Origin of the sequence: Chitinophaga sp. 180180018-3 (assembly GCF_037893185.1) — a bacterium.
GTDB lineage: Bacteria > Bacteroidota > Bacteroidia > Chitinophagales > Chitinophagaceae > Chitinophaga.
The window spans coordinates 162,808-176,794 of sequence record NZ_CP140772.1 but is presented as its reverse complement, the minus strand read 5'-3'; the positions used below and the strand labels follow the sequence as shown (position 1 = coordinate 176,794).

At 47.6% G+C, this 13,987-nt stretch carries 9 protein-coding genes; 7 read left to right on the top strand and 2 right to left on the bottom strand.

Going from position 1 to position 13,987, the window contains the following annotated elements; genetic code table 11:
- Positions 1-41: 41 nt before the first annotated feature.
- The 7 genes from UNH61_RS00745 to UNH61_RS00715 all read left to right on the top strand — a co-directional run bounded on the left by UNH61_RS00745 (position 42) and on the right by UNH61_RS00715 (position 8,740).
- The gene (locus UNH61_RS00745) at positions 42-2,177 is read left to right on the top strand and encodes a M48 family metallopeptidase (protein WP_326990190.1); all 2,136 of its coding nucleotides are present in this window, start codon (positions 42-44) and stop codon (positions 2,175-2,177) included.
- A gap of 76 nt (positions 2,178-2,253) precedes the next feature.
- On the top strand, positions 2,254-4,233 hold the full coding sequence (locus tag UNH61_RS00740) for a DNA polymerase III subunit gamma/tau (RefSeq protein ID WP_326990189.1): 1,980 nt from the start codon (positions 2,254-2,256) through the stop codon (positions 4,231-4,233).
- Positions 4,234-4,352: 119 nt separating this feature from the next.
- Complete coding sequence (locus UNH61_RS00735) at positions 4,353-5,975, top strand: pyruvate dehydrogenase complex dihydrolipoamide acetyltransferase (RefSeq protein WP_326990188.1); 1,623 nt, start codon at positions 4,353-4,355, stop codon at positions 5,973-5,975.
- Between the two features lie 184 nt (positions 5,976-6,159).
- On the top strand, positions 6,160-6,666 hold the full coding sequence (locus tag UNH61_RS00730) for a MarR family transcriptional regulator (RefSeq protein ID WP_326990187.1): 507 nt from the start codon (positions 6,160-6,162) through the stop codon (positions 6,664-6,666).
- Positions 6,667-6,723: 57 nt separating this feature from the next.
- Entirely contained in the window at positions 6,724-7,680 is a 957-nt protein-coding gene (locus UNH61_RS00725) for a TIGR01777 family oxidoreductase (RefSeq protein WP_326990186.1), read from the top strand.
- A 4-nt stretch (positions 7,681-7,684) separates the two neighbouring features.
- The gene (locus UNH61_RS00720) at positions 7,685-8,062 is read left to right on the top strand and encodes a CoA-binding protein (RefSeq protein ID WP_326990185.1); all 378 of its coding nucleotides are present in this window, start codon (positions 7,685-7,687) and stop codon (positions 8,060-8,062) included.
- 204 nt (positions 8,063-8,266) lie between these two features.
- Complete coding sequence (locus UNH61_RS00715; protein ID WP_326990184.1) at positions 8,267-8,740, top strand: ribonuclease H-like YkuK family protein; 474 nt, start codon at positions 8,267-8,269, stop codon at positions 8,738-8,740.
- A 307-nt stretch (positions 8,741-9,047) separates the two neighbouring features.
- On the opposite strand, the gene UNH61_RS00710 is transcribed toward UNH61_RS00715, so the two are convergent.
- Together UNH61_RS00710 and UNH61_RS00705 are read right to left on the bottom strand one after the other, a co-directional pair.
- Positions 9,048-10,607, bottom strand: coding sequence for a SusD/RagB family nutrient-binding outer membrane lipoprotein (locus UNH61_RS00710; protein WP_326990183.1), 1,560 nt, complete (start codon positions 10,605-10,607; stop codon positions 9,048-9,050).
- A 27-nt stretch (positions 10,608-10,634) separates the two neighbouring features.
- A complete protein-coding gene (locus tag UNH61_RS00705; RefSeq protein WP_326990182.1) occupies positions 10,635-13,982 on the bottom strand; it encodes a SusC/RagA family TonB-linked outer membrane protein in 3,348 nt (1,115 codons plus the stop codon).
- Between the last annotated feature and the right edge of the window lie 5 nt (positions 13,983-13,987).

The following is a 13,987-nucleotide window of genomic DNA, read 5'->3' as shown; positions in this document are numbered from 1 at the left end:
ACTCCTTTGTTTGGATTGATTGTATCTAACCAGAGATTATTATGACCAGCTTGTATCCTGAATGCCCTGAAAATGCGGATCTGGCATTCGCAGCACCCACGTTATTGTTTAGGCAACAAATAGTGAAAGCGCTCGGTTATGTTGTGTTGTTCTTCATTCTTTACGTGGTTTTACTGCTTGCAGCCCTTGCCCTGGCTGTTGTATTGATTTCAGGGGGTATATGGTTATTTCATACCAATCCTGCCTGGACTACGGGCGTACTGGGGCTTTGCCTTACTTTGCCCGGGGTGATGGTATTATTTTTTCTCGCAAAATTTCTTTTTAACAGGCATCAGCAGGCCAATCCCTACCGCATTGAGATATTCGCGGATAATCAGCCCGGCGTATTCGACTTTGTAGCCAGGCTGGTGAAAGACATGCGTATTCGTTTCCCGGAGAAGATATTCATTGTTCCGGATATGAACGCCAACGTGTTTTACCAATCCGGGTTGCGGAGTTTATTCCGGCCGGGGCACAGAAACCTGGAAATTGGTTTGGGGCTGATCAACAGCGTTAATATCAGCGAATTCAAGATGCTGCTGGCTTTTGAGTTTGCGCATTTTTCGCAGCGGAGTATGAAACTGGGCAGTTACATCTATTCGGTGAACAAGATATTGTACAACATGCTGTATGAGAACGACCGGTGGCAGGAAGCAGAGCACCGGTGGCGGTATGGCGGTGGCCTGTTCGGGTTCTTTGCGCGTATCACCACGAGGATACTTAATATGATGCAATATGTACTGAGGAAGATCTATGCGATGATCAACCGGCAGTACCTGGAATTGAGCCGTGAGATGGAGTTTTATGCAGATACCATTGCAGTTGGCCTCAGCAGTTCCGCGATCGCCACCAGCAGCCTGCGTAGGGTGGAGATGGCAGGATACTGCCTGGATCATTGTTTTCATAAATTATCTGAACTGTCAGACCAGACACTCCGGTTCTCCAATATTTTCACGGTACAACGCGCGCTGGTTCAATATTATGCAGCACAATACCACCTGGAACCTGATGCCGCCGGCCTGCCGGTTATCACAGACAATTATTTCCACAACTTCCTGAAAAGCCGCGTACAACTGCGTGAGCAGTGGACCTCCCATCTGTCGAGGGAAGCCAGGGAAGCGCATTATATACAGGCAGATATCAGCTGCCGTATTAATACCGACAGCGCCTGGCGCCTGTTCAATATCCCGGAGAAATTGCAGGAACAGATGACGGCGCGGGTATATCGTCTGACCCCGCAGCCACAGGCAATTCAGTTTGCAGCCATAGCGCCGGCAGCGTATATCTCAGAGCTGGCCCGGCGGCATCAGCAATATGAATATCCCAGGATGTTCAATGATTACTACGACAACCGGCCATTCAGTGACCTGTACTCCAGGCAACCATTGCAGCTCCCCCCGGAAGAGATGCAGGAACGGAACCTTCAAACGCTCTATCATCCGGATGTAGTGTGGCGGATGCGTTCATTCTTCCGGGACCGGCAGGATGCGGAAACCTTACAGGCTATCAGTAGTGGTCAGTTTCAGACAAATTATTTTGAATTCGACGGGCAAAAATACAGTATGCCCAGGGCCCGGCAGCTGGCCAGGATGCTGTCAGAAAAAGTAACTTCAGAAATGACATGGCTTGAAGAACATGACCAGGATGCATTCCGTTATCATTATACCAAAGCTGCACAGCTAAATCAGGATACTGCCGCACTGGTGAAAGAAAAATATGCAGAAGTGCTCCGTTACCAGGAAATGGGGCTGCAGCTGAATGAGCAGGTATTCCGTATCATACATTGCATTAGCCAGGTATTTAACAATGGAGAGCAGGACTCTCCTTCCGTGCCGGTACTCTTCGGGGAACTGTCGACAGAAACCCGGAAATTCCAGGAAATGGTGGAAAAGCTGTCCGCTGCCGGCCTGCTGAAAGATTTTCCGCCGGAAATGGCCGTGAAGCTCGCCTGGTTCAGAGAACAGAACAATACCTTCCTGCACGGAATGGATATGGTGCCTGATTATCCGGCCATACAGGAGTTACATGAGATCTGTTCGGCCATCATGGAACATTTTAATAACAGTGTCATCTTGTTAAAAAAGTCGTACCTGGAATTTGTATTAACTTTGGAGCCAGCGAATAACAATCCGGGATAAGCGTTCTTAAAGCCGTGCATTTTTCTCTTACTGAATTTGTGCGTATTTTCGACGCTCCCGAAAGCGTAGCAGTTATATGGAGAATTTTATCGTTTCAGCCCGTAAATACCGTCCACAGAACTTTTCAACAGTAGTAGGACAGGCACATATTACCACCACTTTAAAAAATGCCATCCGCAATAACCAGCTGGCACACGCCTTTTTATTTTGCGGTCCGCGCGGAGTAGGGAAAACCACGTGTGCCCGTATCCTGGCCAAAACCATTAACTGTGAAAATCTGCAGCCGGATGGGGAGGCATGTAACGAGTGTCATTCCTGTAAATCGTTTAATGAAGGAAGTTCCTTCAATATCCACGAGCTGGATGCCGCATCCAACAACTCAGTAGATGATATCCGTACGCTGGTGGAGCAGGTCAGGTTTGCCCCGCAGGCCGGAAAGTACAAGATCTATATCATAGATGAGGTACACATGTTGAGTTCTTCTGCCTTCAACGCATTTTTGAAAACACTGGAAGAGCCTCCATCTTACGCTATCTTCATTCTGGCTACCACAGAAAAGCACAAGATATTACCGACTATTCTGAGCCGATGCCAGATTTTCGATTTCAAACGGATCACTATTCAGGACACGGTAGATCACCTGCAGGAGATCTGCACGAAAGAACACATACAGGCCGAACCTGATGCGCTTCACCTGGTGGCGCAGAAAACAGACGGCTGTATGCGCGACTCGCTGAGCACATTGGATAAGATAGTCAGCTTCACCGGCGGCCATCTTACCTATCAGAATACCCTGGAGCATTTGAACATACTCGATTACGATTACTTCTTCCGGGTAATGGGAGCAGTATTACAGGAGGATATAGCCAATGCCCTGCTTTTATTTGATGAAATTTTACAGAAAGGATTTGAAGGAGATAATTTCCTGAACGGGTGGGCTGAGTTTTTACGTAACCTGTTGTTATGTAAAGAAGATAAAGCCCTGCACCTGGTAGAAGTATCGGGAAATCTGAAAGACCGGTACAAGCAGCTTTCCGGGCAGATCAGTCCGGCGTGGCTGATTACCGCACTGCACCTGCTGAACGATACCGAGATCAATTACCGTATGGCCCGCAATAAGCGGCTGCACGTAGAAATGGCGCTGATCAAGCTCTGTTATCTGCAACAGGCCGTGACCCTGGTGAGCGACGATGGTAATGGAGAAATAGCAAAAAAAAAACTGGTAGCTGACGGAGCTCCTCCTCAGAAGCTGCGGGCGGCCCAACCTGTTACCGCCCGTACCATCGCAGAAAAGCCCGCCACTACGGAAAGCATACCAGTCGCCCGGCTGACGGTGGAAACACCGCCCAGTCAGCCTACGGCTCAGCAACCCGCGCCAGCTGTGGCGAATGGGACAACTGCCGGCAACCCGGCAGCAACGGCAGTTACAGCTCCCCCTGCATCTGATAACCGGGCACCTCAGGCACCCGTTACCAGTGCTCCGGCCGCAAACATACCGCAAACAGCTCCCGTAAACACTCCGCCGGCACAAACGGCATCCGGGGCTGCTGCCACCAGGCCCGCTCCGCCTCCCGCCGGCAATCAGCAGGCAGCTGCAGCAGGCAAACTGACAGGCCTTGCAGCGATGAAAGAAGCCATGGCTGCCAAACAAACGAACACCACACAGCTACAGACCATCCCTCTTACCCTGGGCGCACTCCATGTGTACTGGGATGAATTTATAGATCTGTACCGGCAGGCCAATAAAATGACTGTAGTAAGTAATCTGCAGCTGGCACAGCTAAAATTGCTGGGAGCGGCGGAAATAGGCATCGTAAGCCGGAATATCGTACAGTTCCGGTTTATGGAGGAAGAAAAGCTGGTAATAGCTGACTTCCTGAAGAAAAAATTTAACAATCCCACCATCGTGCTGACCCTGCAGCTGGATGAATCGCAGCAGACACAGGATATTGGTCCGGCTCCTCTTTCCAGCCGGGAACAATTCCAGCAAATGGCTGAGAAATATCCGCTGGTAAAAGAGCTGAAAGACAGACTTAATATGGAGCTGGATTTCTAATGGTGGTGGCGCTGATTAAATATTAACGAGGTATAGATATTTTTAAACGGTTTACAATTCCTTCTTTGCGTTTTTGCGCAAAAACTTGTAGGTTTGAGCAAAATTTTGAATAAAACACTATGGCAGAAGTTATCAGAATGCCCCTTTTAAGCGATACGATGACGGAAGGGGTGATTGCGGAATGGCATAAAAAGGTGGGCGATACAGTTAAGGCAGACGACGTTATAGCTGAAGTGGAAACGGATAAAGCAACAATGGAAGTGATGGGGTACGTTGAAGGAACCCTCCTCTATATAGGTGTTGAAAAAGGAAAAGCAGCTAAGGTTAATGAGATTATTGCCATTGTAGGTAAACCGGGAGAAGATTACGCTTCTCTGCTTGAAGGTAAAAAAGATGCTCCTGCTCCGGCGGCTGCTGCTCCGGCACCAGCACCACAGGCAGCTCCTGCTGTTGCTGCACCGGCTGATGACGCTGCCCTCAAAGAAGCGCTGAAAAATGCTACTGTTATCCGTATGCCGCTCCTGAGCGACACCATGACAGAAGGTAAAATAGTTGCCTGGAACAAGAAGCTAGGCGACACAGTAAAAAGTGATGATGTACTGGCGGAAGTGGAAACTGATAAGGCAACCATGGAAGTAATCGGTTATGCCGACGGTACTTTATTATATATCGGTGTAAAAGAAGGAGATGCTGCTAAAGTGAATGGCATCATCGCCATCGTAGGCAAGCAAGGCACCAATGTAGACGCTATACTGGCTGCCGAAAATGGCGCTCCTGCTGCATCGGCAACTGCCGCACCTGCTCAGGCTGCCGCACCTGCTACCACTGCAGCTGCTGCCCCGGTAGCATCCGGTAATACCGATGGCCGTATCAAAGCCTCTCCGCTGGCTAAAAAGCTGGCTGAGGAGAAAGGCATCGATCTGAGCCAGGTTCCTGGTTCCGGCGACAATGGCCGCATTGTTAAGAAAGATATAGACACCTTCGTTCCTGCGGCTAAAGTAGCAGCTCCTGCTGCATCCAGTGCTGCTCCTGCAGTTGCTGCGTTTGTACCTGCCGGTCAGGAAGGCTTTACAGATATTCCGTTGAGCAAAATGCGTCAGACTATTGCACGACGCCTCAGCGAAAGCAAATTCTCTGCACCTCACTTCTATCTGAAAATAGATGTAGCCATGGATAAGGCCATGGAGGCGCGCAAAGTCATTAATGAAATTTCTCCGGTTAAGATCTCCTTCAACGACATGGTGATCAAAGCCGCAGCGATGGCTCTTCGCCAGCATCCGGCGGTGAACAGCAGCTGGATGGGCGATTTCATCCGTGAGAACCAGCATATTCACATCGGTTCTGCGGTAGCGATCGAAGATGGCCTGATTGTACCTGTTATCCGTTTCGCGGACCAGAAAACATTGAGCCAGATTGCTACAGAAGCTAAAGGCCTGTACGATAAAGCCAAGAACAAAAAACTGCAGCCACCCGAATTCAGTGGTAACACTTTCAGCATTTCCAACCTGGGTATGCTGGGTATCGACGAATTCACTGCCATTATCAATCCACCGGATTCTGCTATCCTCGCTGTAGGTGGTATTAAAGAAACTGCTGTGATTGAAAAAGGCCAGATGAAGGTCGTTAATATCATGAAGCTGACCCTGAGCTGTGATCACAGAGCTATCGATGGTGCGGTAGGCGCACGTTTCCTGGCTACGCTGAAAGGCTTCCTGGAAAATCCGGTAACAATGCTGGTATAAAAGAATTATAATAGCTATATGAAAGGCGGAGTGAGTACTCCGCCTTTTTTTATGTAAAACCCTGCCGTATCCCTCGCCCGCTACGTCATTCTGCCGTAAAATGTTTCATTAACTTTTGAAAGTTCAAAAACTTGGCATACATTTGATGCAGTATCTTGTCAACGCTATAATAAATTAGACCTACATGAATTTAGTGGAAGCAAAAGCACAGTTTATTCAAACATGGGGCTCACTTGGCGCCCAATGGGGCATTAACCGTACGATGGCCCAGATTCACGCGCTGTTGCTGGTGATGCCTGATCCTCTGAGCGCAGACGATATCATGGAAGAATTGAACATTTCCCGCGGTAACACCAATATGAACGTCCGGGAACTGATCAACTGGGGACTGGTGGAACGTATCCTTATTCCTGGCGAAAGAAAGGAGTTTTTCGTAGCAGAAAAAGATATCTGGAAAGTAGCCACCTATATTGCCCGTGAAAGGAAAAAACGCGAGCTGGATCCGATCATGAAAGTACTGCTGCAACTGCAACAGGCGGAAGGCAATCCGAAAGACAAAGAGATGAAAGCCTTCAAAGATTCCATCTCCAATATTACCAAGTTTGCCCAGCAGACTGATAAAACCATCAGTGCATTCATAAAATCAGAAGAAAGCTGGTTCTATAGCAGTTTGCTCAAACTCATTAAGTAATTTTTTTTGCATCAAATTTTCATTTTTTTCTGAAAATTCTGAATATAAAAAACAAAAATGAAAAACAAACATATTGTGATTGCTGCGGGAACCGGATTTCTGGGCAGCAGTCTGGCCAGCTACTTCAGTCGGCATAATCACATCACCATACTCACCCGGCAATTGCTTCCGGATACAAACCGGATACGCCATGTACAATGGGATGCCGTACATCCCGGAAGCTGGGCCAGCTGCCTGGAAAAAGCCGACATGCTGATCAATCTTGCCGGGAGGAGTGTAAACTGCCGGTATACGGCTGCCAATAAAGCGCTGATTATGGATAGCAGGGTTAATGCTACCAGAGCGCTGGGCGCTGCTATTCAGCAACTGAAATACCCACCGGCATTATGGATCAATGCGGGAAGCGCCACCATTTACCGTCATGCGGAAGACAGGGCCATGAACGAATATAATGGAGAAATGGTGGATGATTTCTCCACACAGGTGTGCAAACAATGGGAAGCAGCATTTGATGCCTATGATTTGCCGCATACCCGCAAAATAGTACTGCGTATTGCCATTGCGCTCGGATGGCAGCCGGGTGGCGCCATGCATCCATACCTCCGGCTTGCTAAATGTGGACTGGGAGGCTATCAGGGGCATGGCCGGCAAATGTGCTCCTGGGTGCATATAACGGATGTGTGCAGGATGGTGGAATGGTTATATGATAATGAACAGCCCTCCAGAGTTTTTAATTGCGCCGCGCCAGGCCCGGTACCGAACAAGGTTTTCATGCAGGCAGTCAGACAGGCCGTGGGCGCGCCATTCGGGCTACCGGCACCAACACCGTTGCTGAAAATGGGCGCTGCATTGATTGGCACCGAAACAGAACTGGTACTGAAAAGCAGATGGGTGCTTCCGGAGAAAGCGTTGCGGGCGGGCTTTGCATTCCGGTTTCCGGCTATTCAGGAGGCCCTCAGCGATATTGTAGCTCATTTACAACTGCGGTCTGGTCATACAGATTTTGTAAATTAGCGATATGGAAACTAGCAATGAAAAGAAATTCACTGTGGTGCTGGGAGCTTCTCCCAACCCTGAAAGATACAGTAACATGGCGGTGAACAGGCTTACTGCCAAGGGACATCCGGTAGTAGCCATTGGTAATCGCGCTGCAGCTATCGGCGACATACCTGTTATTACTGAACATCCTCCTTTGGAAAAAGTGGATACGGTAACGATGTATCTCAATCCGATTGTTCAAAGGGAGTATTACGATTATATACTGCAGTTGCAACCGCGACGTATTATTTTCAATCCCGGTGCAGAAAATCCGGAACTGGAAGAAATTGCCAGGGAGCACAATATTCAGCCTGTAGAAGCCTGCACGCTCGTTTTACTCAGTACTGGCCAGTTTTAGGCTATATACTTATAAAACGTTAATTGATTTTTAATATTAAGCTGTTAGTTACAACTAACAGCTTTTTCGTATATTCGTGAATATTGTTGTTATACCCAATGAACTGATTCCATCTTGTTGACCCTTGATCGCATGGCATTACTTCATCAGACAGGCATTGCAACGTAACCCATTACGCATGTTCACCCTTTAACTATACATTTTATGCAATGGAGAAGATTTAATGGAGAGGTCATCCACCTTCCGGTGAAGGAAGAAGTGAGGCAGGCTATTGTGCGCGAAACCGCTAACGGTTATAAGCTCAAAGTTTGCATCGGCACTGACTCACAGGTAAAAGGACTGGATACGGAGTTCGCAACCGTGATTGTTTTCCTCAGGGAGGGCCACGGCGGATTTATGTTTATCCATAATGAGAAGACCAAAGACCGCTACTCTATCAAGGAACGTATGCTGATAGAAGTAGCTAAAAGTATCGAGATCGCTTATGAATTGTGTGATCTCTTTACTGAGTATGATGTAGACATGGAAGTTCATGCCGACATCAATACTAACCCACAGTTCAAAAGTAATCTGGCGTTGCGTGAAGCAATGGGCTATATCCTGGGTATGGGCTTTGCGTTTAAAGCCAAACCAGAAGCTTTCGCCAGCAGCAGCTGCGCCAATAAGGTAGTGAATTAAGGCGCCTGTTTTGTACCTCTCTCAAATATCTGACTGACGTGTTTTCACGTCACATGGCATTTTCTCCCCTTATCCCACTCTATATCCTGCCTGATTACTGTAACTTTTACCTCGTCTGCCACGCTATAACATCAATTAAACAGATCAAATCATGGGCTTGCCAAAATCTATCCTTGCGGCTGCCATTGTATTGTTCCTTGCTTCCGCCTGTAAAACGACTTTCCCGATGGTATGAATTCTCTTTATATCAGAGAGAACTGATACAAAGAGCCCCGGGAGCATATCCCGGGGCGCACTCACATCTCGCTTAATCTTTCAACAGCCACATCACGCTGTTCACATTATCGCTGCCTCCAAACTGCCGCTGGATAGCAGCATCCAGGTTGGCATTGTTATAACTCAATTCATTGGAGGGATACAACCAACGAACCGGGAAACTGGTAGTAGGGATATTCAGGTTGGTACTGCTGTTCAGCACGAATACGGGATATCCTGTACGGCGCTGTTCATACCAGGCGTTATAGTTACACCCCTGCAGGAAACCCGCCAGGTATTTTTGCGTAATGATCTGCGACAGCTGTTGCTGGAAACTGCCTGCCAGTGCAACACTCGTGACATACGACTGAATATAGCTGTCATCTATTTTCATGTTGTGATGGTAGTCTTCTACATCGGGTGTATAAGCTGCTGTAAATTTCATTGCGCTGGTAATACCGGCTGTATAGTAGCTTTGTGCAGGTGTACCGGAAATCCAGCCACGCAGGGTAGCTTCTGCCAGAATGAACTGCAGCTCCTGGTAGCTGAATACACTTACCGGTTCAGCATTCACGAGGTTTACATACCTGTTATTCAGATCTGAATAATCTTTGGAAACCCTCATTGTCTGCAAAGCCGGAAAAGGATCCGATGGTTCCGCACCAACGTAGGCATCCCAGTCGGTCATCGATTTGCCTGCTGCAATTTTTACCGGAGATGGCTTCGCATAATAGAACAGGCGTTTGTCTTGTAGCGCTTTCAGGGGATTGATCAGGGTAGCTGAAAGCATTGTGTAATTTGATTTAACAAAGGAGTTGCCGGAGCCTGCAGGCACGTCGGACCAGGGATAGTTTTGCCCGGCAGTGGCCTTGTAAGTAAGCGCCAGGTTATCCTGGTAATTACGCATCAGTGGCCTGTTAGCAACAATATCCGCAAATCGGCTCACTACTTTCAGATCAGGATCAGCTGTTTTCCGGTACAGGTTCATCAGCACATGCAGTTCGAAGCTATTTGTAAGACGACGCCAGTTATCTGCTTTTCCATTGTAGATAGGATCTCCGTCGAAGTTTGCTCCACCTGCGAACAGTATATTGGCGCTATCCAATTCATTGAGTATTCCCATGAATACATCTTTCTGCTTATCATATACCGGCTGTATGATATTATCTGATTCGCCTTTCACTGCCTGCGAATAAGGGATATCCCCTACCTGCATGGTTGTCTGGAAGAACTGCCAGGCGCGGATAAAGTGCCCCAGTGCCCGGTAAGAGGTTCGTTGTCCTTCGTCCTGCGCGTAACCGATCATGGGTGGCACATTTTTCAGCAGGGTCATTCGTCCGAAGCCGGAGCGGCCTAATTTATTATACTGGAAACCCTCCTGTCCTTCTCCCCAGGTAAGATATTTACTTAGCAGAAAAGGCTGCATAAAACTTTTGGCAGAGCTGATATCCGACTTTGTGATCGACAGGATCATGTTGGTGGCCAGCATCCCGGACGTTACCTGTGTTGTCTGGTTGGGGTTCGTATTGATTTTCTCAAATTTGGAACAGCCACCGGCAAAAACTGCCGCCAGCGGTATTGCCCATATATATTTCAGTGATTTATTTTTCATATGCATTTACTTTGATCGTGAGTGATATCAGAAGCCTACTCTGAAGTTAACGCCTATCATGCGCTGAGATGGGGAATTCAGGTTTTCATCGTCCACATCAGGATCGGAGAATTTAAACTTCGTAAAGAGGAAAAGGTTCTGTGCGGTCAGGGAAACTGCAGCATTCTTAATACCACTCTTTCCTAACATGGTAGCAGGGAAACGATAGCCCACCGATACTTCACGTACTTTTACGAACGATTTTTTCTGCACACCATAGTCGCCGCCGCGGAAGTTTTGTGCATAGTTCTGATAAGATACTTTCACATCATTTTCTGCATACTTGCGGGTATCGCTGGTAATGTTTCCATAGTTATCGTAAGTAACATCGCCTGCAGTTACTTTCACGCCTTTTCCTACATAATTGGTCAATCCTTTTACCACTTCGTCGTAACGGAATTGGTTATCCGTTTCCGGGTTGGTACCGGTATCAAACATCTTATCATATACATAATTGTACATCAGTCCACCGATACGACCATCGATATTGATGTTAGCTGTGAAATTCCGGTAGGAGAAGGTATTCACGAATCCAAAACTAAAACGGGGATCTGTGTATCCGTATACCTTTTGATAGTCGCTTCTCATCGGAAGGCCGCTATTGTGAATCACGTTGCCATTGGGATCTCTCAGCCAATAGTTATCAGTATACACATCGAGGCGTTCTCCTTTTGCCACCCAGGGTTGCTTGGCGGAATAAACAGGATCGAGGTTTACGTAGTAGCGATGTTGGTTAGACCAGTTGATGGTGGATTGCCATTGGAAGTCTTTCCGCTGGATTACAGTACCACTCAGTGTTACTTCCATTCCTTTTCTCACGTAGGTTTCCTGTGTATTTACCAGTGTGGTTTCAAAGCCGGAAGAATTGGGAATAGCCACTTCTATCTGGCGGTTGTAATAATATTTATTAAAGTATGCCACATCGAAGCTGAGTCGTTTTTTGAACAGATACGCAGCGGTTCCTATCTCCCAGGTACGTTGAGCACTTGGCAGTACATCGGCTCTCAGCAGGCGGCTGGGATACCTCGCGGAGTTTAAGTTATCCCAGGCTGCAGTAGTAGTGCTATACAGGCGGTTGATATCATACACATCTGCCGGGGTTTTAAAAGTAGCCCATGAACCACGTACTTTCCACATATCTGTAAACTCCGGCATCCTGAATAATTCTGACAATACTACGCTGGATCCGATAGATGGATAGAAGTAGTCGCGCTGTGATTTAGGCTGTGCGGAGTTCCAGTCGTTACGGCCGGTTGCATCAATAAACACCGCATTCTTCCAGCTGATAGCGGCTCTTCCGTACAGGCTGTTCACCTGTCTGCTTCTATAGGCCGGACTAAAGGTCGGAGGTTCTACAGAGCCATTGAGCGAAAAGAATGTGGGGGAAGTCAACCCATTTTTGGTAGATGCTTTTAACCCTTCATCGACCCAGTAATAAATGGTTCCGCCGGCCATTCCTTCGAAGGTCCAGCTACCGGCTTTCTTATTATAGTTCAGCATCACATCGTCGTTGGTGCTCCAGCCCCAGGTGTTATTAATACTATAAAGACCTTTGGCATTCCAGCCTCCGCGTGTGGAAAAGATATTGGCAGTTGGGTTGGTGAATGTTTCTTTATTGCTGTACACATCATAGCCAATACGTACCAACAGGTTGAGGTCCGGGGTGAATTTATAGTTGGCGGTCAGACTTGCATTGGTGGTATTCTGCTGGATAGCGTCCAGTTTTTCGTATGCGATCAGGTAGGGATTGTCGTACCAGTTAGTGTACATCCAGTTCTGGGTTTTATTAGGCACCTTCCAGTAATCGCGGTACTGGCGGATATCATATTCGGGGCCTGTCCACATGGTGAGCTGATAAATATATCCCTGGTTGCCGTAGCCAGTACCCCAGACTTGCGGCGCCATGCGTTTGCTAAGTCCCATATGTCCTTCGAGGGTGAATTTCTCTGTTGCCTTCAATTCTCCGCCCAGTGTGAAGTTGTACATATTCAGTTTAGCGTTGGGGAACTGTCCTTTGTTGTAAATATGATTCAGTGATGCCCTGAAACTTCCGTATTTACCACTTTGGGAAACGTTGATATTATTGTTGGTGATTACACCCAGCTCGAGGAAATTTTTCAGGTTGTTCTTACCCACGGAGTTTAATGGTCTGTTAGGTTCAAACTGCTTGGTGTCGGGGTTCCAGTCGGTAGCTGTATTACCGGCATCCAGTTTTGGCCCCCATACATAGTCGTTGTCGATTTTACCATTTTGTCCGCGGCCGTACGACGACTGTGTTTTAGGAATCGCCAGGAAGCCGGTCTGGATCATGGTATTGCTATTGATATTTACAGCCAATCCTTCTTTACCATTTCCTTTTTTTGTGGTGATCAGTATCACTCCGCCGGCGGCGCGGGAACCATACAAAGCAGACGCAGTGGGGCCTTTCAGCACATCGATGCTTTCAATATCATCCGGTGGTACATCGCGCAATTGGGTGTTTCCGTAAGGCACTCCATCCACTACCAGCAATGCCCCTTCTCCTCTCAACTCGATAGTGGGCCTGGCAAAGAACTCGGTAGAGTTTTTTATCACGAGGCCGGATACCTGTCCGGTGAGAGAGGTAGCCATATCCACACCTTTCACAGTTTGTACTGCGTCGCCTTTTACTTTCTGCACGGCATATCCCAGTGCCTTCTCCTGCCGTTTGATGCCTAATGCAGTTACCACCACCTGGTCTATATTCACTGCCTGGTCGGCCAGTACGATCGCGATATTTCCCTGTCCGCTGACGGTGTACTCCTTTGGAGCAAAGCCAATCAGGCTGAACACCAGTATATCGCCATCGTTCACATTATCCAGCGAAAAATTACCTTTTGCATCGGTCATCGCGCCTTTGGCGGCGCCTTTCACCTGAACGGTCACACCGGGAAGCGGATTACCCTGAGCGTCGTGCACGACGCCTTTCACTGTTTGCTTCGCCACAAAAGAGGCATCAGCAGCCAGTAATTTTTCTGCGGGGTTTTCGCCGGCTTTCAATACATAGAGTTTGTTATTTATTTTTTTGCATACCAGTCCGAGTGGAGCGATATATTTATTCAGGCTTGTTTCAATATTCTCTGCCTGAAATGCATTTATATTCTCTACAACAATGTTCTTTCCTTTAAGGAGGTTGGTATTATAGCTGAAGCGAATATCAAATTTTGCTTCCAGTTCATTGATCACTGATATCAATGGCGTAGCGCTGATGTTTCCACGCGGGGTGGCCTGTAGTACCTGTGCTTTTGACCATTCTAAAGAGCATAGCACAACAGTAACCATTATCAGTTGGTAACTGATTGATTTAATTCTGTTCATAAAAG